This is a genomic window from Sphingobium sp. Z007 (assembly GCF_900013425.1).
Classification (GTDB): Bacteria; Pseudomonadota; Alphaproteobacteria; order Sphingomonadales; family Sphingomonadaceae; genus Sphingobium.
Window position 1 is genome coordinate 350205 of record NZ_FBXK01000005.1, and the last position, 20570, is coordinate 370774.

Here is a 20570-nt window from a genome sequence, read left to right on the forward strand (position 1 = left end):
CACGCCGATCCACAATCTAAGCCAAAAAATCAGCTTTTTTGGAGGGTGTCGATCAGAAGGTCGGCTTCCACCATCATATCCATCGCGCTCGCTTCCATCCGCAGCCGTGAAGCTTCGCCACAATCACCATAGATTTCCGCAAGCTGGGCAGCCTGTCGGTAGGCCTGCGCGGCGAACCACCGCACGCGACTGAATGAGTCTTTGAAGTGAGGCTGGTCCAGATGCTCGGCTTCAGCGTCCGTGGTCTGCCATACTGGAGCGCGGCGTGGGACGTATCGGGGGAGGCGTGGGGACAGCCCTAGTTCGGCCCGCTCTTGGTCGGTGAGGCTGTCGAGATAGTCGGCTTGTTCATCGTCGGTCATGTCGACCGGGGACCAGTCAGCGCCTGTGCCGTGGAGCATAGGAATGGGATCATGGGTGTCCATGATCCTACTTAGTCTGGGGACGTGGAACCGGGGCGGGGGATGGTGGTTATCCAGCTATCGGACTTAGCTTCATCGCCCCCCGCATGACAGTCCGATGATCCATTCGACCCCGTCAGCATCCCCCCGACGCTGGCGGGGTCTCATGTCTTCATACAGAAAGGGTGGACGATCGGCAGGGCGGACGATATTGACCCAATCGAGTGGTCCCGTAACTCAGCCGGATAGAGTGCGAAATTCCTAATTTCGAAGCCGCGCGTTCGAATCGCGCCGGGACCACCACCTTCCCCCGATTGCCCGTCTGACTGCCCGGTGGCTACCTAGCCCAGTGGGAAAAAGCTGTGACTACTTGGCTGACTACTTGGTCGTTGACAATCTGGCGATCGTCCCATAAAAGACACGGTATTCCGCCATTTTTGGTGGGGCAGTCGTAGGTTTCCTAATCTAAGGGCCATGGGTTCGAATCCCGTCGGGTGCACCATTTCCCTTATCGCGAACGCCGCACCGGGCAGATAGTGATTGCGCCCAGCAGCGCGAAGCCGCAGCCGACCACGTACAACACCGCATAATCATCGCCGCGCGCGCTGCCGATCGCCAGGATGATCGGGGCGATGGCGGGGGCGAGGGATTGGGGCAGGCTGTTGGCGATCTGGAACACGCCCATATCCTTGGCGCTGTCCTCGGGCCGGGGCAGTATGGCGGCGAGCAGGGCCAGATCGACGGCGAAATACAGGCCCTTGCCGATCCCCGCCATCGCCACGCCGACCAGGAATTGCGGCACCGACGGGGCAAAGGCGATCGTCAGGAAACCCGCCGCCTCCAGGGTCGCGGCCAGGAATACCAGTGGCTTGCGGCGGCCGGTCCAGTCGGTGATGAAGCCGCCGACCAGCGAGATCGCAATGGTCGCGATCGCGATGATCGCCATCGACTTGACCATGACCTGCGTGGCTTCCCCGCGCGGCAGGGATAGCTGATCGGTCAGGAAGAAAAGCTGATAGGTCAGCAGGAACGACCAGGCCATCATGATCAGGAAGCGGCTGGTAAAGGCCCAACTGAAGTCCCAGTCGCGAAACGGCGCGCCGACCGCGCGCAGCAGGGCGACGGGGCCAAGGCGGCGTTGATCGTCGCCTGTCGCTGGACGATCCGGCAGGATCAGGCACAGCGCGCCGATCGCGACCACGGTGATGGCGAAAGGGGCGAGGAACATCAGCAGCGAGGATCTCTGCGTATATTGGGTGATCCAGCTGCCCGCGAAGGTGCCCATAGTCGATGTCATGCCCAGCATGCCCGCGACACGCCCCTGCCAGCGCACGGGGATGATGTCCGGCAGGATCGGCAGGCAACCCGCCTGCATCGCGTTGAACCCGGCCTGGCAGATGATCCAGCCCAGCCCAAGCAGCAGCAGATTGGGCGCTAGGCCCAGCAGCAGCAGGCCTGCGCCCGCGACCACCAGCCCGCCCAGCAGCCACGGCCGGCGACGGCCGAAGCGGCTGCGTGTCCGATCGGACAGCGCGCCGCAAACGGGCGTTGCCACCAGCGCGACGAAGCCGCCGATCGCCAGGATAATGCCCAGCCAGCGGCCCTTGTCCGCCTCGCTCGCAATGTCGCCGACGCGCAGCGCCAGCGTCATCACCACCGGCGTCAACAGCGCGACCCAGATGCCGAACTGCGCCAGCACATAGATGGCGATAAAGCCGATCGACACCGGCGGACGGGTGCCTTGCGGTGATGGCGAAGATGTCATCGGTGCGACCTTTCAAACGGGCGGTCAGGGGTGGTAGGTCTTGCCTTCGGCCTCAGCCTTCGCCTTGGCGGGGCTGTCGGCGAACAGGTCGTTCATCTTGGTCGGCAAATTGGGCTGGACATACCAGTCGGCCGGGAAGTCGGCGGCGTGCGGCCCATTGATATTGCGGTTCACCAGGCCCGAACTGGTTTTGCGTGTATAGGGGACGACATGGGCGCCCTTGCTGTTGCCCAACTGGTCGAACAGCGCCTTGCGCAGGGTGATCTTCGTTTCCAGCCATTGGGGATTGTCGATCAGATTGTGCATCTCGTCGGGATCGCTCTTGAGGTCGTACAGTTCCTCCAGATCCCATACGCCGTGATATTGGATATATTTCACCCGGTCGCGCTCGATCGCGAAGGTGGTAGGGGTCTGCGGAAAGCTCCATTCCCAATAATATTCATAGACGAAATCGCCCGGATTCCAGGTCTTTTCATCGATCTTGCCCTCCGCGACGGGCAGGAAGCTCTTGCCCTCCATCTGGGCGGGCTTGGCGACATGGGCGATGTCGAGGAAGGTGGGCGCAAGGTCGAGATTGCGCACCACCGCCGGGTTGGTCACGCCCTTGGGCACTAAGCCCGGTGCCCACACGATCATCGGCACCCGCACCGAGGGTTCGTAGGCGTTGCGTTTGTCGATCAGCCCATGTTCGCCGATCATGAAGCCATTGTCGGAATAGAAGACGACCATCGTATTCTTGTCGAGATGGTTCGTCTTCAGATAGGCCAGGATGCGACCCAGGCTCTCATCCACGGGGGACAGGGTGCGATAATAGTCGCGCACCTGCTCCGTCATGGGGTTGTTGGTGTGATAGGGGAAGTCCGCACCATGCCAGCTGTTGCGCTGGTTGCGCACCCATAAGGGCTTGCCGGCATTGTTTTCCGGCGTGTTCGCCATGCTGGCGGGCAGCTTGATGTGCAGATCGCTATATTGCGCCTTGTAGCGGTCCGGCGGCAGCGGGTCGCTATGGACCGCCTTGTGGCTGAGATACAGGAAGAAGGGTTGGGATCGGTCGCGCCCTTTCTCCAGCCAGTTCATCGCATAATCGGTCAGTTCGTCGGTGATATAGCCGGTGCGTTTGACCGCGGCGCCATCGACGTTGAGCATCTGGCGATCGCCCGCCGCGACTTTGGCGGGCGCGATATTCTCCGTCGGGAAATAGGTACCCTGCCCCTTGAAACTGACCCATTTGTCGAAACCGGGGCGGGGGGCGTCGGTGTCGAAACCCATATGCCATTTGCCGAAGAAGCCGGTCTGATAGCCCGCCTGTTGCAGATATTGGGGGAAGAAGGTCAGCCCTTCCTCCGAACTGTTGTTATTGTCCACTACGCCATGGTTGCGCGCGGTCTGGCCGGTCAGGATGGTCGCGCGGCTGGGCGAGCAGAGCGAGGAGGTGACGACGGCGTTAGGAAAATAAACCCCGTTTTTGGCCAGCGTATCAATATTGGGGGTCTGGAGGCCCGGCGTCAGGAAACCCATCGCATCGTAGCGCAGATCGTCCACCAGCACGAAGATCATGTTCGTCGCCTTCTGCGGCGCGTTAACCGGTTTGGCCAGCGCGCCCGGACCCAACAGGGTGCAGGCGGCGATCATGGCGGCGTTCAGCGCGCGACGGGCGTTCTTCATGGACGGCTTCCCTTCTTGTCCCGGATGATGCAGCGAAAGCCGATATGGCTGGTCGCACTCTCGACTGCCTGCGGATGACGCGCGGCAGGGCGATAGCGCTGGCAATAATTGGCAGCACATAGATGCGACCCGCCCTTCAGCACCTTGCGCGGGATGGGAATGTCGGGCGTGGCCGGGTCCAGGCTCTCACGCTTGGTGCCGCCGCGCGGATTGGCGGGGACGCAGCAACTGCCTTTGGCCTTACGCTCGATTCGGGGCTGGGCGAACCAGTCGGTCGTCCATTCCCAGACATTGCCGATCATGTCGAACAGGCCATGGCCGTTGGCGGCATAGGTGCGCACCGGCGAGGTGCGCTCATAACCGTCCGCCAGCGTGTTGCCATAGGGGAAGGCACCCTGCCAATAATTGGCCAACATCGCGCCGCCAGGGGCCAGTTCGTCGCCCCAGGCATAGTCTGCGTCGTCCAGGCCACCGCGCGCGGCATATTCCCACTCCGCCTCGGTCGGCAGCCCCTTGCCGGCCCATCGGGCATAGGCCTCCGCATCCTGATAGGCGACATGGACGACCGGATGATCCTCCAGCCCCTCGATCCGACTGTCCAGGCCATGGGGATGACGCCAGTCGGTGCCGACGCTAAACTGCCACCACTGACTATAGTCATCCAGCGACACCGGGCCGCCGGTGCGCTGAAACAGCAGCGATCCCGCCTGCGCCATCGCCGGGTCCATGCCCGGATAGTCTTTGGGGTCGGGCGCGATCTCGGCCAGCGTGACATGGCCGGTGGCTTCCACGAAGCGGGCGAAGTCGCGGTTGGTGACCAGGGTTTCATCGATCCAGAAGCCGTCCACCTGCACGCGGCGCGCTGGCGCTTCTTCGGGATAGAATCGATCCGATCCCATCAGGAAGGCGCCGCCGGGCAAGTGGATCATGCCTTCAGTCATGGCTGGGTGGTTTGGAGCAATATGCCGGCGCCGCGCGGATAAGCGGGCGGCGGGCCGTCATCGGGCAGGTCGGGGCTTTGCGCTTCGACATCGGCCATGGACTTGGGGAGGGAGAAGGGCAGTCGGCCCTTCGCCACGGCGCGGCCCGTGACCACGTCCAGCACCGCCGCGTCGCTGGCGCCGAAGGTGACGATCAGCGCGCGGACCATCGGCTCGATCGCGGTCAGGATCGCAGGCCGGTCTATTTCGATGGCGACGATTGTGGGGACATGGGCAGATGCGCGAGCAATCGCCTGCACATCCTTGTCGTCGGGACGGAAATCGAGGCGGCCTTCATGCTGGCGCGCGCCGAAAAAATGATGCGGGTGCAGCGTTTCGAACGGCGTGGCCGTGCGGACCAGCGCGATGTCGGCCTCTGAGGGGTCCTCGACCACGGTGAAACCCGCCAACCGCGCGGCGGCGGCATCGATATTGTGCAGCCAGAGGCGCTTGCCCGGTGCGACCGGCAGCGTGGCGCGGTCATTGCGCAACACAACCTGACTGGCGCGCTGAACGGCGTCGGCTTGCTGCTGCGCCTGCGGATTGCCGACGATCCGCGCGGCGGCGGCTTCATCGACATAGGGATTGTCGAACAGGCCCTGTTCGAATTTCAGGCGCAGAACGCGGCGGACGGACTCGTTGATCCGCTTCTCGCTGACCAAGCCCTTGGCCACGGCATCCAGGATCGGCGCAGGATCGTCCGCGCCGCCAAACTGGTCGATGCCAGCCTCGATACCCTTGGCAAAACGGGTCGCCTTGTCCGCCGTTTCCATGCCCCAGGGCGTTCCGATCGACGCGGGCGTCTGCGGATGGGCGGCGTCGGGAGCGATACAGGCCTGCGGGCAGTCGCGGGTGATTGACCAGTCGGACACGATCAGGCCGCTAAAGCCTTTTTCGCCGCGCAATAGTCCGGTCAGCATCTGCCTGTTGAAGCCGGCGGCGACCGGTTCGATCGCCTTGCCTGCGATCTTCGGGCCATGGACGATGACGTAGGTCGGCATGATCCCGGCGCTGCGGACGGCCAAGCTGTCGTCGAAGGCGCGGACATGCTGGGCGAAGGCGACGTCGCTCAGCTTGGCATTGCGGCCGTAGTAATTATGGCCATCGAAGCCCTCCGGTTCCGCCCCATAGCCGACCCAATGTTTGACCACCGTGGCGACGCCATCCGGCTTCACGCCGGTGCGGCCATGCTGGAACCCCTCGACATAGGCGCCCGCCAGGCGCGACACTTCGGCCGGATCGGACCCGAAGGTGGCGGCGAAGCGCGGCCAGCGCGGTTCGGTGGCCAGGTCGGCTTGGGGCGAGAGCGCCATATGAATGCCGACCGCGCGATATTCCTGCCGTGCGATGTCGCCAAAGCGGCGGACTGTGTCGGCATCGCCCAAGGCGGCAAAGCCCAACGTATCGGGCCAGAGCGAGAAGCCGCCGCCGGTGGTGCTGGCACCCAAGGTCGCCTGAAAATGATGGCGCGGATCGGTGCTGATCGTGGCGGGGATGCCTAGGCGGCTGCCTTCCGCGAGTTTCTGTACGGCGTTATTCTGCGCGGCCAGTTCTGAAGGGGACACGACGAGGCGGGTGATGAAGCTGCTGATATGGCGATCGTTCAATAGCCTCGCCGTGGCGTCAGAATCATAGCTGTTGCCGACGAAACCGATCGAGGAGCCGGGCGTCGGCAAAGTGCCGTGCAGCAGCATCCCGGCCTTTTCCGCCAGTGTCATCTGCCCCAGCAAATCCTCGACCCGCGCATCGATCGGCGCGCGGCGGTCCTCATAAAGGTCGAGCCGGCCATTATGGTTAAGGTCACGCCAGCCCTTATCCGGCGCCGCCGCGCCCCCCAGCGTCAGCACGACAAGCGACGCCGCTGCGATCTTGCGGTGGCTTACCATGTCAATTGTTCCTTCCCGCAAAAGGCGTCGACCGGGCTGACCCCGGTAAAGGGCGCATCGCCGACCAGCCGTTGCACCAGCGCAGCCTGCACATCCGGCAGGGACGCATAGGCGTTGATATAGGTCGCGAAATTCGGCGCGTCATACAGATAATAGGGCTGGCCGAAGGAGATGAGCAGGGTCGGGATTTCCCGGTTGAACTGGATCATCGCGTTGCGCGGACCCGCGTGCAGCTTGGCGAAATCGAGGAAGATATGGCTGAGCGAGGGCGTCGCCTCCTGCCCGATCAGATAGAGGATGAGGTCGGTATCGCCCGGGGTCGGCATCGCGTCGGCATCGAAGCTGCGAACGATAAAGCCCCGGCTTTCCAGACCGGCGATCAGCGGCGTGAAATCGCGTTCGGGCGCGCCGGAGAAGAAGCTGGACCCTTCGTCGGCGATGACGACGACGCGGCGATTTTGCTGCGGATCGATGGGCAGCAAGGCGGCGCGATCCTTGACCAGCGTGATGCTCCCGGCGCAGGCGCGCGCGGCCTGGTCGAGATGCTGCGGCTGGCGCAGCCTGTCGCGCACCTGCTCGACCGGGGCGATCCGCTCGTCCAGCGTCATGCGGTGCAACCCCAGCTTCGCCTTCAGCGACAGGAAGCGGGTGACAGCCTCGTTCAGGCGGCGCTCGGACAGCCGGCCGTCGCGCAGGCCTTGCAGCATCAACGCCATATCTTCGGCCGGGTCGCGGCTGAACAGGAAGACGTCGCAGCCATTTTCGATCACGGCCGGCACAGCTTCCGCCCGGTCCATCCAACTGGTGAGGCCGCCCATGACGGTAGCGTCTGACACAATGAGGCCCTTGAAGCCCAACTCCCCGCGCAGCAATTCTTCGTTGAGCAGGCAGGAGACGGACGCCGGCGCGAATGCCTGCGCGCCGGACTGCGCCAGTTTTTCGCGGATATAGGCGGGAAGCGCAATATGCGCCGACATGATCGTCATCACGCCATCATCGACCAATGTGCCGAAGATGCGGCCAAAGGTCGCCCGCCATTCGTCCATGTCCATGTCATTAACGCTGGTGACGAGATGCTGGTCGCGATCGTCCAGCCCGTCGCCTGGCCAATGCTTGGCGCAGGCGGCCACGCCCTGCGCCTGTAGCGCGCGGACATAGGCGCGCGCCTGCGCCAGGATACGGTCTGGGTCGGAGCCATAGGAGCGGGTGCCGACCACCGCATTGCGGAAGGCGCGGTTGATGTCGACGACAGGGGTGAAGGACCAGTTATAGCCCAGCGCCCGGCTTTCGCGCCCGACGATGGTGGCCAGGTCGGCGCTTAGGTCCAGGTCGTCGCACGCTGCGATGCCCATCTGGTTGGGAATGGCGGTGGTGAAGGGATAGCTGACGGTGCCGCCCTCGATATCGCCGGACAGGATCAGCGGAACGTCCGACCGTTCTATCGCGTGGCGGGTCGCGGCCCAGGCTGCGTCCAGATGATGGGTCGGGAAACGATGGATGCCGCCGGGCGCATGGGCCAACAACTCTGCATTTTCCGCCATGCTGTCGTGCCGCGCCGACAGGACGAACAGTTGCGCGATCTGCGCCTCTACGCTCATCGCGTCGCGGGTGTTTTCCACCCAGGCTATGTCCTCGCGGGAGAGGGCGAGAGGACCGGCGCCGGGTGAAAGCGAAGAAGTCGGATTGGGAATGACGTTGCTCATTTCGGATCGCTGAAGGCGTCGTCGTAGCAGGCGCGGCGACCGGAACCGCCGCGCCCGAAAGGATCAGAACTTCACGCCGAGCGTCGCGCCGAAATAGCGATCCGCATCCTTGTTGAAAGTGCCGACCAGATCATAATTGCCGCCCAGGAAGGACGTGTGGCCGATGCTGGTCAGGTAATTTTCATCGAACAAATTCTTGACGAACAGGGTCAGGCTGTAACGGCCGTCAATCTGCTTCACGCCGATGCTGGCGTCGACCAGCGTGTAGGCGGGCTGTTCCAACAGCGGGTCCTGCTCGACCGAGAAGTTCATCGCGCTCTGGAAGTTGACGCCCACCTGCGCGAAGCCGGCATAGTCGGTGCCGGGGATCTGCGCCTCATAGCGGGGCGCGATGCTGATCTTCCATTTCGGGCTGACAGGCAGGGTGGCGCCGCGCAGATTCTGCGTGGGGGTGACGCCCGCCGCCGTGCGGTAGCAGACATTGATCGGCGTGCCTGACATGATTGGCGCGGTGGCAGCGATCTGCTGCGGGCAGTTCAGGCCGTCGATATCGATCTTGGCATCCGAATAGGTGACCGCACCGGTCAGGCTGAAATGATCGTCGGGACGCACAGTCGCCTCGACTTCGAAGCCCTTGGTGCGCGATTTGCCCGCGTTGGTGGACACGAACTGGACCACGCCCGATGCGATGTCGGAACGGTTCGCCTGCACCTGAAGGTTGGTATAGTCCGCCAGGAAGAGGGCGGTGGTGACGCTCAGCACGCCATCAGCGGTGCGCCCCTTGAAACCGATTTCATAGGCGTTGACATGTTCCGGCTCCAGCACGGTCTGATTGGCCAGATCGGTGGAGATTTCCATGTCATAGCCCAGCCCCTTATAGCCGCGGGTATAGCTGCCATACAGTTGCGCATTACGGCTGAATTCATATTGCAGACCCGCCTTGCCGGTGACGGCAGTGTCGCTGGCGGTGATTGACCCGCTGGTCGATGCATTGCCGGGGAACACGACATCGCCCGCGACGATCGGCGCGGTGCGGGTGCCGCTGTTGGTGCCCTTTTCATGCTGGACGCGCAGGCCGCCGATCAGCTTCAGGCCGCCGGTGATGCGATAGTCGAACTGGCCGAACGCGGCGATGCTCTCCTGCTTCAGGCGGACGTCGCTGCTGGCCGACTGCCACACGATGTTGGCGGGCGCACAGGCTTGCCCGAACGTGCCGGCGGTGCAGCGGGCGCGGCGGCGGTCGAACGGGCGCTCGATGTCCGAATGCATATAGAAGACGCCGGCGACATAGTTCAGGTCGCTATTGCCATTATTGGCGATGCGCAGTTCCTGGCTGAAGGCGGACAGGTCGACAATGCCATGGTTCTGGCTGAAATAGGCGTAAGTGGCGCCCGCGCCGACGAACAAAGGCACATCGCTGTTGATGCGCTCGATCGGCTGGTTCACGTCCAGATGATATTTCTGATAGGCGGAAATGGACGTGATGGTCGCTGCGCCCAGATCCCAGCCGGCCTGCAAGGAATAGGTTTGCTGATCGCTGTTGGACCGGGTGACCGTCTCGTCATTCAGCGTCCGGTTGTTCCGGGTGGCGTTGATCGGGCCGACCAGCGTTTGCAGATTGGGGTTGGTGATCGCGATCCAGGTCGATGCGCAGCAATCCGCGTCGGTCTTGCGATATTCGGCCGCGAACAGCAGGTTCAGATTCTCGGTCGCATCCCATTCCAGCTTGCCGCGCACGCCCCAGCTCTTGGAGCCATTGTCCCAGCTGTCGGTCGCGATGTTGCGGGCGACGCCGCGCACGTCATTGTAAAAGCCGGTGACGCGGGCGCGTAGCGTGTCGCTGATCGGGCCGGACACGGTGCCGCGGGCACGATATTCGCCATGTTCGGCGATCGTAAATTCGCCGCGCCCCTCGAAATCGCGCGACGGCCGGGCGGTGGTGACGCTGATGACGCCGGCGGTCGCATTCTTGCCGAACAGCGTGCCCTGCGGGCCGCGCAGCACTTCGACGCGCTCGATGTCGGGCAGGTCGGTGAAGCCCTGGGTCTGGCGGACGGCGACGACGCCATCGACCACGGTCGAAACGGAGGATTCGACGCCCTGTCCGAACAGGGCGGTGCCGATGCCGCGAATACGGAAGCTGCTGTTGGTGGGGGTCGCGCCCTGCTGGAAGGTCAGCGACGGGACGGCCTGAACCAGCGAACTGCTGTCATTGATCTGGCGGTTGGTCAGCGTGTCGGCGCCCACCGCGGTCACGGCCAGCGGCACGTCCTGCAAACGCTCGGCGCGCTTTTGTGCGGTGACGACGATGTCGGTGCCGTCCATGACGGGCGTCTGCGGCGCGGCGTCCTGCGCCATCGCGGCGGCAGGGGCGATGGCGACGCCCAGGCTGAAAGCAGACACTGCAGCGCGGCGCATCATCATGGTCTTGGAAAAGCGCATATATCCTCCCCTGTCCGGCGCCTGTGTCGGCGCGCGGTCGTTGCAACATAATTCCCACCAGCGGTTATCCGCTCGTTGTAGCGCTAAATCTTCTCCAGCGCCGATGAAGTCAATATGGAAATTTTAGCGCTACATTTTTTGGAGATGATGCGGATTTTGTGTCACAGGGCATCGTCGGGGCATTTGCAACCTACCGGAATATAGCGTTAAACATGCGGCGGCGGCGCAGCCGCGTCCGTCCGTTCGCAAGGAGTTTTCGCATGGCCCGTTCGGGTCGCCGCGCCAGCCAGGCCATCACCATCCAGACCGTGGCGGAGCGGGCCGGCGTATCGGCGATGACCGTGTCGAACGTCCTCAACAACAGCCCGCGAGTGCGCGACAGCACGCGCGAGGCGGTGATGACAGCGGTGCGCGACCTCAACTACATTCCCAATATGGCCGCGCGTTCGCTCGCCAGCGCCAGCGCGACGCGGATCGGGCTGCTCTATCGCAATATCGAAAACGCCTTTCTCAGTTCCATCCTGGTGGGGGCGCTGGACGCGACCAGCCGGCTCGGCGCGCAATTATTGTTGCGCCCGCTGGAAAGCGGCGACCCCAGGGAAATCGCGCAGCAGATGCAGGGGCTGGTGGAAAATGGCGCGCATGCGATCCTGATCGTGCCGCCCTATTGCGAAGTGGCCAACCGCCATGGCCTGACCACCGATTTCCCGGTGCCGGTCGTGGCGATGTCGCCAGGCGACGACCTGCCGGGCGATCATTGCGTGCGGATCGACGATTATGGCGCGGCGCGGGACATGACCGCCTATCTGATCGGCTTGGGGCATCGGAACATCGGCTTCATCCGCGGCGGCACCGGCCACCTGATCCACCGCACCCGGTGCGAGGGCTATCAGGCGGCGCTGCGCGACGCTGGACTGCCCATCCGCCCCGACCTGATCGTCAGCGGCGACATGAGTTTCGAATCGGGGCTGGCGGCTGGCGCGATGTTGCTGGACCTGCCCGACCGGCCGACCGCCATCTTCGCCAGCAATGACGACATGGCCGCCGCGATCGTCTCGCTGGCGCACCGCCGCGGGCTGGACGTGCCGCGCGACCTGTCGGTGGCGGGGTTCGACGACACGCCGATCGCGGTGAAGATCTGGCCGTCGCTCACCACCGTCAAGCATCCCGGCAAGCAGATTTCAGCCCAGGCCGCCACCCTGGCCGTCGCCCTGGCGCGGGGCGGCGACGCCACCGCACGCGTGAACGACTATCTGGCGCATGAGTTGGTGGTGCGCGAATCCGTTGCTCCGCCTTCGGTTACAGCCATTTGAGCTTCTTGAACCGGCTGTAGAGCAGCGAGCACACGACCGCGATCACACCCAGCACCACGAAATAGCCGTATCGCGTCCGTAGTTCAGGCATATGTTCGAAATTCATGCCGTATATGCCCGCGATCGCCGTCGGCACGGCCAGGATCGCGGCCCAGGCAGCCAATTGCCGCGTAATCTCGCCGGTGCGCTGTTGCTCCAGCAAATTGCTTGATTCGAACACGCTGTTCAGGATTTCGCGCAGGTCATCGACCATCGTCTGCACCCGGCGGACATGGTCGCGCACGTCGCTGAAATAGGGGCGCGCTTCGGGGTCGATGCTGGGCAGGTCCATCTTCACGAATTTGGTCGCGACCTCCTGCATGGGCAGCAGGATGCGCTGGAATCGGATCAACTGGCGGCGCAGGCTGAAGATGCGGGTGATGTCTTCCCGGCGCAGGAAATGGTCGATCATCTGCTGCTCCATTTCCAGCACTTCCTCCTCGATCCCCTCGATGATCGGCAGATAGCCATCGACGATGAAGTCGAGGATGGCGTGCAGCACATAGTCCACGCCCTGGGCCAGCCGGGACGGCACCGCCTCCAGCTCCTCGCGCAACGCAAGATGGGCGCGCGCCGACCCGTGCCGGACGCTGATGAGATGGCTGTGGCCGACGAACAGCGCGGTTTCACCATAGCAGATGGAGTCGCCCTCGACATGGGCGGTCCGCGCGACCACGAACAACTGGTCGCCATAGATGTCGACCTTGGGCAGCTGGTTCGCCTTGAGCGCATCCTCGACAGCCAGCGGATGCAGGCCATGGGTGCGGGCCAACGTCCCCATCTCTTCCACGGTGGGATCCGAGACGCCGATCCAGATAAATTCCGACTTGTCGGGCGCGCAATCGACCCGCTCGTCGATCGACACCGGGCGAACCCGCTGGCCGTGGCGATAAAGATAGGCGGCGACGACGGTCATGACACAATGTTTCCCTTTGGTTTCCGTCCGCTAGCAGAAAATGGATACGGCGTCGCGGCTTTCGCCGCGTCCCTGCAGCTCATATGATTTTTGCTGATGGGGGTGGAGATTGACTTCGGCATGACATAGTTCGCGTCGAAAGGGGCGCATGAAAGAACGGGCGGCATAGGCTTGGAGGGGGCAGGCCGCACGACAATTTGGAGCTGTGCCTTGCACATCATGACTATCGATTTCGAGGCGTCCTGCCTGCCGCGCCACGGACGCTCCTTCCCGATCGAGGTCGGCATAGCGGATGGCGACATGGCGCGCAGCTGGCTGATTCGCCCGCATGCCGATTGGGAAGGCTGGGACTGGACGGCGGAAGCCGAGGCATTGCATGGCCTGAGCCGGGAGCGGATCGCATGTGAAGGGCAGCCCGCCGACGTCGTGTTGGCGGAACTGGCGGCCGCGACGCGGGGGCGTCTGGTGGTCGCCGATAGCCTGCTCGATCAACATTGGCTTGATACGCTGGCTGCGGCGGCCGGCGCGCCGGCACCCTTCACGATCGCGCATGTCGCGACCCTGTTCGATGACGAAGGCGTGGACGAGGAACGGATCGCCGCGGCCATCGCCTTTGCGGACGCGCGGGCGGTGATACGGCATCACGCGGCCGGCGACGCGCTCTGGCTGTCCGCGTTGATCGCACATGTGCGCGGGGCGACGATCGCTTCTTCCGCATCGGTGCTGCTGGCCGCCCAATAAGCGGCGCATAATTGCACTGGCAATGATTTGTTACATCCGGCAAACTACGGAGACATTCGCCAATCCTAATCTTTCCGCCATATGCGATCTTGCGGCTGAAAATGCCGCGGATTGCCGCTGCTGCGGAGGAGACGTCCATGTCATTGAGGCCCATGATCGTGGCGGCCCTGTTCGCCATAGCCATTGACGCGCCGGGCGCCGTGCAGGGCGGATGAGTCCACCGCTCATACTCATCGCCGAAACGCGCCAGGATTTGCGGCAGGAGGTCCGCGAATATCTGGAACAGAGCGGATTTCGCGCCCTGCCCGCAGCGTCGGGGTCGGATATTTTCAGCGCGCTGACCAGCACGCCGGTCGGTGCCGTCGTGCTTGACTCGGCATTGCGCGGGCCGGACGGGCTGGACCTGTGCCGCGATATCCGCGAACGCAGCGACGTGCCCATCATCCTGGTCGGATCGAACAGTTCGGAGGTCGATCGTGTGGTCGGGCTGGAGCTGGGCGCCGACGATTATATGGCCAAGCCTTATGCGATGCGCGAACTCGCCGCGCGTTTGCGCGCCGTGCTGCGGCGTGGCCGGGGCGAGCGCGCGCTGGGCCTGCGCCGCCAGACCGAGGCTATTTTCGACGGCTGGATCGTGGATTTCGCCCGGCGCGAAGTCACCGACCCGCAGAGCCGACTGGTCGAATTAACCGCCGCCGAATTTGCTTTGTTGTCGGTGTTTCTGGATCACGCGCAGACGGTGATCGCACGTGCGCGCCTGATGGAACTGGCGGGCGTGCGCGAAGCGCCCTCGTCGGATCGCAGCATCGACGTGCTGGTCAGCCGGTTGCGGCGCAAGCTGAGCGCAGGCGGGCAATCTGCGCCAATTGTTACCGTTCGCGGCGTCGGCTATATGTTCAGCGCCGTGGTGGATCGGCGCTGAACGGCGGGTTCCTGCGCTCAAGCACGGATTTATGCGGCTTGGCGCGGCAATCGCACAGGTCATTACGCAGACATAGTTTTTAACAAAGCCGCTGCGTTGCAGCAAAGTGGCATCCCTATCGTCTCTGTTAAGCCCGTCCGTCCCCTGACCGGCGTATATAGAAGAGGATAGACTCCATGAACGAGCTACTCGGTCGCGTATTCAGCTTCGAAACCAAGGTTTTCCCGAACGAAAGCGCGCTTTACAACCAGTTGGCGAGCCATGGCCAAAGCCCCAAGGCGCTGATGATTTCCTGCGCCGATTCGCGCATCGTTCCCGAACATATCATGCAGGCCGCGCCCGGCGACCTGTTCGTCTGCCGTAACGCCGGCAACATCGTGCCGCCCCACGCAACCCAGAATGGCGGCGTCACATCCACCGTCGAATATGCGGTGATGGTGTTGGGCGTGCGCGATATCATCGTGTGCGGCCACAGCGATTGCGGCGCGATGAAGGCGCTATCGACGGAGGCTGACCTTACGACGATGCCCAATGTCGCCGCCTGGTTACGTCACAGCCACGCCGCGCAGCAGGTTTGCCGCGAAAACTATTCGCAGGATCTGAGCGACGCGGAGAAGCTGCGCAACATGGCGCTGGAAAATGTTGTGGTGCAACTGGCGCATTTGCGCACGCATCCTTCCGTGGCATCCGGCATCGCGCGCGGTGAAATCGCGCTGCACGGCTGGTATGTCGATATCCATGCCGGCCAGGTGCTGGGCCTGGACGGCGAAACCGGCCGCTTCTCGCCATTGCGCGAAGGAGAGCCGATGCCGATCGCACTTCCCCATGGCCGTCGCCTCGCAGGCGAAACGGTCTTTGCCCAAGCTGCGGAGTAAATCATGCTGAAGGCTCTTTCCGGCGGCACGCTCGGCCGCGACTTTACGGCGTCTATCGTCGTTTTCCTGGTGGCGATGCCGCTGTGCATGGGCATCGCCATTGCATCCGGCGTGCCGCCGGAAAAGGGTCTCATCACCGGCATCATCGGCGGTATCGTCGTTGGCATGCTGGCGGGTTCGCCGTTGCAGGTCAGCGGTCCTGCCGCCGGCCTTGCGGTCATCGTCTTTGAAATCGTGCGCGAACAGGGTCTGTCTGCGCTTGGCCCCATCCTCATCCTGGCGGGCGCGATCCAGGTCGTCGCCGGCCTGCTGCGGGTTGGCGGCTGGTTCCGCGCTATTTCGCCCGCCGTCGTGCATGGCATGCTCGCGGGGATCGGCGTATTGATCGTGGTCGGTCAGTTCCACGTGCTGTTCGACGACAAACCGCTGTCCAGCGGCCTGCATAACCTGATCGCCATGCCGGGCCAGATTCTGGGCCTGACGACCGGTGATACGGTCACGGCCTTCGCCGTCGGCCTCGTCACCATCTTCAGCATGCTGGGTTGGGAAAAATTCCGTCCTGCATCGTTGAAACTGGTGCCGGGCGCGTTGGTCGGCGTGGTTGCGGCAACGCTCGTCGCCTTCATTCTGGGTCTGCCGGTCGCGCGCGTCGTGGTGCCAGAATCGATCGTCGCGGCGGTCGCTCTGCCCGAAGCGGGCCTGCTGGCGCAGTTGATGAACCCGGCGATCTTCACCACCGCCATCGCCATCGCCTTCATCGCCAGCGCCGAAACCCTGCTGTCGGCCGCCGCGGTCGATCGCATGCATGATGGCGTGCGCACCAATTACAACCGCGAACTCAGCGCGCAGGGCGTCGGCAATCTGCTGTGCGGCTTCGCCGGCGCGCTGCCGATGACCGGCGTTATCGTCCGCAGCTCTGCCAACGTGCAGGCTGGCGCCAAGACCCGCCTGTCGGCGATCCTGCACGGCATCTGGATTTTGGGCTTCGTCGCGCTGCTGCCCTGGCTGCTGCGCGAAATCCCGATGGCCGCGCTGGCCGGCATCCTCGTCATCACCGGCGTCCGTCTGGTGAGCGTCGCGCATGTGAAGCATCTTTTCCACCTCTACGGTCCGCTGCCCGCAATCGTCTGGGCCGCGACGTTGATCTGCGTCGTGGCGACCGACCTGCTGACCGGCGTGCTGGTGGGCATCGGCCTGTCGCTGATCGAACTGCTGCCACACGCCACAAAACTGCGGCTCAAGATGGACGAGGAAAGCCGGGGCGAAGCGCATGAAGTGGCGCTGCGCGGCACCGCCACGTTCCTCAGCCTGCCCAAATTGTCCGCGAAGCTCGAATCGCTGCCGACCGCTGGACTGATTATCCTCAACGTCGAACGCCTTGGCCATATCGATCATACGTGCGCGGAAATGCTGCGCGAGTGGGTCGATCGCCGCCGGGGCGCTGGCGGCCCGGTCGAACTGTTCGGCGCCACAGGACGCATGCGTCAACTCGTCGCCTGACCCCCCACAAAAATCGGGCGATGTTTGGAGCCGCCGCGCCTGCCCCCTCAGGCGCGGCGGCTTTTTCCGTTACGGCAAGCTATTTAGAAACATAATGGCAATATATTGTTACCAATATAGCAAAGAACCGTGCCCGGCATATCACAGCGCGCTCGATCCTTTCGCAGGTGCAGTAAAAGCGGTTTATGCCGTCGTCAGGACAGAATAGGGGAAGGGCATCCGCCGGTATCGAAGACGATCACCAACAGATCTTCGGGCCAGAGCGGATGCAGGACGGAACATTCCAACGTAAAGGGGAATGTTCATGAAGTATCAAATCGCCTGTGCCGCCCTCGCGCTTATGTCCAGCGTGCCGGCTTTCGCGCAGGAAGCACCCGCCAGCCCCGTCACCGTTACCGGCAGCGTTGCTCTGGTGTCGGACTATCGTTATCGCGGCGTTTCGCAGAGCGATCGCGGCATGGCTGTTCAAGGCGGCATTACCGCTACCCATGAAAGCGGCTTCTACGTCGGCGCCTGGGGTTCGAACCTGGGCGGCTGGGGCCGTTTCGGCGGCGCGAACATGGAATTGGACCTGATTGCCGGCTACTCCAAGTCGCTTGGCGAAGGCACTACCGTCGATGTCGGCCTGACCTGGTATATGTATCCGTCGGGCGCGGATGAAACCGATTTCGCCGAACCCTATATCAAGCTGTCGCATCAGATCGGCCCAGTGAAGGCCCTGGTCGGCGTCGCCTATGCGCCCAAGCAGGAAGCGCTGGGCAAATGGTGCAGCGACGCGGCGTGCACCGTCTTCGATCCGGGTGACAAGGAAGACAATCTCTACCTGTGGGGCGACATCAGCGGTGCGGTGCCCAACACCCCCGTCACGCTGAAGGCCCATCTTGGTTGGTCGAACGGCAATAGCGGCCTTGGCCCGAACGGCACGTCGATCGCGCCCACCGGCAAGTATCTGGACTGGTTGGTCGGTGCCGATGCCGCCATTCCCGGCACGCCGCTGACCGTCGGCGTCGCCTATGTCGATACCGACATTGCGCGCGTTGAGGAAAACTATCTGCGTCCCAACTTCATGGTCAATGATAGCAAGGACTTCGGCAAGTCGATCGCGCGCAGCCAGGTCGTCTTCTCGCTGACCGCGGCTTTCTGATCTTCAATACCGGGCCTGGTTCGCCAGGCCCGGACATTCTCCCTGCCGTGACAAATTGTTGCTGCAGTCGCGTTTCGGGCCGTCCCGCCGACCGCGCGGTTGACCCCCGATCCGCCTACCCCTATTTCCCGACCATGACATTTTGTGCGCTGACGCCTTCATGACCGCCCCTTCGATCATCCTTGTCGAAGACGATCCGCCGCTCCGCACGCTGACTGCGCGCGCGCTCCAGGAACATGGCTATCAGGTGCGCCCGGCGTCTTCCGGTCCCGAAATGTGGGTGGCCTTCGACGCCGGCCCGGTCGACCTGGTCGTTCTCGACGTCATGCTGCCCGGCACCAACGGCATCGACCTGTGCCGCCAGATACGTCGCAAGAGCGACGTCCCCATCATCTTCATCAGCGCCAAGGGCAGCGAGACCGACCGTATCGTGGGCCTTGAACTGGGCGCGGACGATTACCTCCCCAAGCCCTTTGGCACGCGCGAACTGATCGCCCGTATCCGCGCCATCCTACGCCGCGTCGGCGTGGAACGCGGCCCGGACGAGCATCGGGAGAGCGAGGCCCATTTCGACGGCTGGAACGTCAACTTCCCCCGCCGCGAACTGCGCTCCCCTACGGGCGCGATCGTCGAACTGACCGGAGCGGAATTCGATCTGCTCGGCTCCTTCCTCAGCCACCCCCAGCGGGTCATCGCGCGCGAACGGCTGATCGAATTGTCGCGCACCCGCATGGGCGACAGCAGCGACCGCAGCATCGACGTGCTCGTCAGCCGCCTGCGCCGCAAGCTGTCCACCGCCGACAAGGGCGCGCCGATCACCACCGTCCGCGGCGTCGGCTATATGTTCAATGCAGAGGTCAGCCGCGCTTGAAACGGCATGTCAGGGGATCGCTGGGGCTGCTGGGCCGCCTGTCCGTGATCCTGCTGCTGACGGTGATGCTGGAATTTGCGGTCGGCACGCTCATATATGAGCGCACCAGTCAGATATCGTTACAGGATGATGAGGCGCGGCGCCTGGCCGAACATCTCGTCATCGCCCGCAAGCTGCTGACCGAGCAGCCGCCCGCGGAACGACCCGCGCTCGGCCTGCAACTGACCACCGATCGCTACGACGTCCATTGGTCCCCCGCCGCCCCGCCGCCGCCGCCATTGTCGCCTGAACTGGAGCGGATGCGCCAGCAGATCGTCGCCTGGGAGCCCAGCCTGGAACGGTCGCGCCTCTGGCTGCGGCTCGCTTCGCCCAGCCGCCATTCGGAAATCAACGGCGGCCTGCAACTGCCCGATCGCAGCTGGCTCTATTTCGGCATGCACCATAGCGGTGCCAAATGGCCCTTCACCCTGGGTCGACTAGGGCTGGCGCTTATCCCCGTCGTCGCCCTGCTGATCGCGGGCTGGTTGCTCATCCGCCGCACGCTCGCCCCCTTACGCGACCTGACCCATGCGACCCACCGGATCGGGCTGGGATCGGCGGTGATGGTGCCCGAAGCCGGCAGCAGCGATGTGCGCAACCTGATCGCCGCGTTCAACGCGATGCAATCGCGTCTGCACAGGCTCATCAACGAACGGACCGAAACGCTGGCGGCGGTCGGCCATGACCTGCGCACGCCGCTGTCCCGTCTGCAATTGCGGCTGGAGGCGGTCAAGGATGACGATATCCAAAAGGCGATGGCCGGCGACCTGGAGGAGATGGAGGCGATGCTGGAATCGCTGCTCGCTTTTCTGGGCGGCGAAAAAGACCCGGAGCCGCCGGTGCGCACCGATGTCGCCGTCACCATCGCCACCATCGTCGATGCGTTTCAGGACCATGGCGACGATGTCGTCTATGACGGCCCGGATCATCTGGAGATGGCGGTGCGCGCCTTGTCGCTGCGCCGCGCGGTGCGCAACCTGATCGAAAATGCGCTGCACTATGGCGATCGCGCCCGCGTTTCGCTGGAGCGGGTCGGGACGGAGATATTGATCCGCGTCGATGATGACGGCCCCGGCATCCCGCGCGAACGGCTGGAGGAGGTATTGCGGCCCTTCGCCCGACTGGACGACGCGCGCCAGCGCAATACCCGCGGCCTGGGCCTGGGCTTGGCCATCGTCGAAAAGGCGGTGCGGGCCGAAGGCGGTCAGCTGACGCTCGCGAACCGCCCCGAAGGCGGCTTGCGCGCGGAAATCTGCCTGCATCTGCCCAGGTCGGCCGCCCGCAGCGAGCCGCGCAACTAAAAGAGAAACTGTCCGACCCCAAGCAAAACTCGTTTATCGCTGCGCCTGTTGCCACGCTATGTCCGCG

At 63.8% G+C, this 20570-nt stretch carries 16 protein-coding genes and 1 tRNA gene; 9 read left to right on the plus strand and 8 right to left on the minus strand.

Translation table 11 applies throughout. From position 1 onward, the window contains the following. Nucleotides 1–29: 29 nt before the first annotated feature. Complete coding sequence (locus tag CEQ44_RS09645; RefSeq protein WP_140419438.1) at nucleotides 30–362, minus strand: hypothetical protein; 333 nt, start codon at nucleotides 360–362, stop codon at nucleotides 30–32. Nucleotides 363–627: 265 nt separating this feature from the next. Here CEQ44_RS09645 and CEQ44_RS09650 point away from each other — a divergent pair. Further along, nucleotides 628–704 (plus strand) — tRNA-Arg (locus tag CEQ44_RS09650). A gap of 205 nt (nucleotides 705–909) precedes the next feature. Here the strand turns inward: CEQ44_RS09650 and CEQ44_RS09655 are convergent. From CEQ44_RS09655 to CEQ44_RS09680, 6 genes are all read right to left on the minus strand, one after another. Next, on the minus strand, nucleotides 910–2166 hold the full coding sequence (locus CEQ44_RS09655; protein WP_088184709.1) for an MFS transporter: 1257 nt from the start codon (nucleotides 2164–2166) through the stop codon (nucleotides 910–912). Nucleotides 2167–2190: 24 nt separating this feature from the next. Continuing rightward, nucleotides 2191–3831 carry a sulfatase gene (locus CEQ44_RS09660; protein WP_088184710.1) on the minus strand — a complete coding sequence of 547 codons (1641 nt, stop codon included), beginning with the start codon at nucleotides 3829–3831 and terminating at the stop codon, nucleotides 2191–2193. Next, entirely contained in the window at nucleotides 3828–4760 is a 933-nt protein-coding gene (locus CEQ44_RS09665) for a formylglycine-generating enzyme family protein (RefSeq protein ID WP_088184777.1), read from the minus strand. The genes CEQ44_RS09660 and CEQ44_RS09665 overlap by 4 nt, the downstream gene beginning before the upstream one ends. An 8-nt stretch (nucleotides 4761–4768) precedes the next feature. Then, nucleotides 4769–6697, minus strand: a complete 1929-nt coding sequence (locus tag CEQ44_RS09670; RefSeq protein WP_088184711.1) for a glycoside hydrolase family 3 protein — start codon at nucleotides 6695–6697, stop codon at nucleotides 4769–4771. Then, nucleotides 6691–8400 carry a glycoside hydrolase family 3 protein gene (locus tag CEQ44_RS09675; protein ID WP_088184712.1) on the minus strand — a complete coding sequence of 570 codons (1710 nt, stop codon included), beginning with the start codon at nucleotides 8398–8400 and terminating at the stop codon, nucleotides 6691–6693. The genes CEQ44_RS09670 and CEQ44_RS09675 overlap by 7 nt, the downstream gene beginning before the upstream one ends. Nucleotides 8401–8463: 63 nt before the next feature. Beyond that, complete coding sequence (locus CEQ44_RS09680) at nucleotides 8464–10842, minus strand: TonB-dependent receptor (protein WP_088184713.1); 2379 nt, start codon at nucleotides 10840–10842, stop codon at nucleotides 8464–8466. Nucleotides 10843–11102: 260 nt separating this feature from the next. Here CEQ44_RS09680 and CEQ44_RS09685 point away from each other — a divergent pair, with 260 nt between their 5' ends. Next, entirely contained in the window at nucleotides 11103–12155 is a 1053-nt protein-coding gene (locus tag CEQ44_RS09685; RefSeq protein WP_176400361.1) for a LacI family DNA-binding transcriptional regulator, read from the plus strand. Here CEQ44_RS09685 and CEQ44_RS09690 read toward each other — a convergent pair. Next, on the minus strand, nucleotides 12142–13110 hold the full coding sequence (locus CEQ44_RS09690) for a magnesium and cobalt transport protein CorA (RefSeq protein ID WP_088184715.1): 969 nt from the start codon (nucleotides 13108–13110) through the stop codon (nucleotides 12142–12144). The genes CEQ44_RS09685 and CEQ44_RS09690 overlap by 14 nt on opposite strands. A 219-nt stretch (nucleotides 13111–13329) precedes the next feature. Between CEQ44_RS09690 and CEQ44_RS09695 the strand changes: the two genes are divergently transcribed. The 7 genes from CEQ44_RS09695 to CEQ44_RS09725 all read left to right on the plus strand — a co-directional run bounded on the left by CEQ44_RS09695 (nucleotide 13330) and on the right by CEQ44_RS09725 (nucleotide 20503). After that, nucleotides 13330–13851, plus strand: coding sequence for a hypothetical protein (locus CEQ44_RS09695; protein ID WP_176400364.1), 522 nt, complete (start codon nucleotides 13330–13332; stop codon nucleotides 13849–13851). A gap of 211 nt (nucleotides 13852–14062) precedes the next feature. Further along, entirely contained in the window at nucleotides 14063–14773 is a 711-nt protein-coding gene (locus CEQ44_RS09700; RefSeq protein WP_088184717.1) for a response regulator transcription factor, read from the plus strand. A gap of 176 nt (nucleotides 14774–14949) precedes the next feature. Next, nucleotides 14950–15648 carry a carbonic anhydrase gene (locus CEQ44_RS09705; RefSeq protein ID WP_088184718.1) on the plus strand — a complete coding sequence of 233 codons (699 nt, stop codon included), beginning with the start codon at nucleotides 14950–14952 and terminating at the stop codon, nucleotides 15646–15648. A gap of 3 nt (nucleotides 15649–15651) precedes the next feature. Continuing rightward, entirely contained in the window at nucleotides 15652–17148 is a 1497-nt protein-coding gene (locus tag CEQ44_RS09710; protein WP_088184719.1) for a SulP family inorganic anion transporter, read from the plus strand. 298 nt (nucleotides 17149–17446) lie between these two features. Next, a complete protein-coding gene (locus CEQ44_RS09715) occupies nucleotides 17447–18292 on the plus strand; it encodes a TorF family putative porin (RefSeq protein ID WP_088184720.1) in 846 nt (281 codons plus the stop codon). 160 nt (nucleotides 18293–18452) lie between these two features. After that, entirely contained in the window at nucleotides 18453–19163 is a 711-nt protein-coding gene (locus CEQ44_RS09720; RefSeq protein WP_066604215.1) for a response regulator, read from the plus strand. After that, on the plus strand, nucleotides 19160–20503 hold the full coding sequence (locus tag CEQ44_RS09725) for an ATP-binding protein (RefSeq protein ID WP_088184721.1): 1344 nt from the start codon (nucleotides 19160–19162) through the stop codon (nucleotides 20501–20503). The genes CEQ44_RS09720 and CEQ44_RS09725 overlap by 4 nt, the downstream gene beginning before the upstream one ends. Nucleotides 20504–20570 lie beyond the last annotated feature (67 nt).

Coding starts and splice junctions, on each gene's coding strand:
- CEQ44_RS09715 (WP_088184720.1), top strand. CDS start 17,447: ATGTTCATGAAGTATCAAATCGCCTGTGCCGCCCTCGCGCTTATGTCC.
- CEQ44_RS09695 (WP_176400364.1), top strand. CDS start 13,330: ATGACTATCGATTTCGAGGCGTCCTGCCTGCCGCGCCACGGACGCTCC.
- CEQ44_RS09685 (WP_176400361.1), top strand. CDS start 11,103: ATGGCCCGTTCGGGTCGCCGCGCCAGCCAGGCCATCACCATCCAGACC.
- CEQ44_RS09665 (WP_088184777.1), bottom strand. CDS start 4,760: ATGATCCACTTGCCCGGCGGCGCCTTCCTGATGGGATCGGATCGATTC.
- CEQ44_RS09700 (WP_088184717.1), top strand. CDS start 14,063: ATGAGTCCACCGCTCATACTCATCGCCGAAACGCGCCAGGATTTGCGG.
- CEQ44_RS09690 (WP_088184715.1), bottom strand. CDS start 13,110: ATGACCGTCGTCGCCGCCTATCTTTATCGCCACGGCCAGCGGGTTCGC.
- CEQ44_RS09660 (WP_088184710.1), bottom strand. CDS start 3,831: ATGAAGAACGCCCGTCGCGCGCTGAACGCCGCCATGATCGCCGCCTGC.
- CEQ44_RS09655 (WP_088184709.1), bottom strand. CDS start 2,166: ATGACATCTTCGCCATCACCGCAAGGCACCCGTCCGCCGGTGTCGATC.
- CEQ44_RS09645 (WP_140419438.1), bottom strand. CDS start 362: ATGACCGACGATGAACAAGCCGACTATCTCGACAGCCTCACCGACCAA.
- CEQ44_RS09720 (WP_066604215.1), top strand. CDS start 18,453: ATGACCGCCCCTTCGATCATCCTTGTCGAAGACGATCCGCCGCTCCGC.
- CEQ44_RS09705 (WP_088184718.1), top strand. CDS start 14,950: ATGAACGAGCTACTCGGTCGCGTATTCAGCTTCGAAACCAAGGTTTTC.
- CEQ44_RS09710 (WP_088184719.1), top strand. CDS start 15,652: ATGCTGAAGGCTCTTTCCGGCGGCACGCTCGGCCGCGACTTTACGGCG.
- CEQ44_RS09680 (WP_088184713.1), bottom strand. CDS start 10,842: ATGCGCTTTTCCAAGACCATGATGATGCGCCGCGCTGCAGTGTCTGCT.
- CEQ44_RS09670 (WP_088184711.1), bottom strand. CDS start 6,697: ATGGTAAGCCACCGCAAGATCGCAGCGGCGTCGCTTGTCGTGCTGACG.
- CEQ44_RS09675 (WP_088184712.1), bottom strand. CDS start 8,400: ATGAGCAACGTCATTCCCAATCCGACTTCTTCGCTTTCACCCGGCGCC.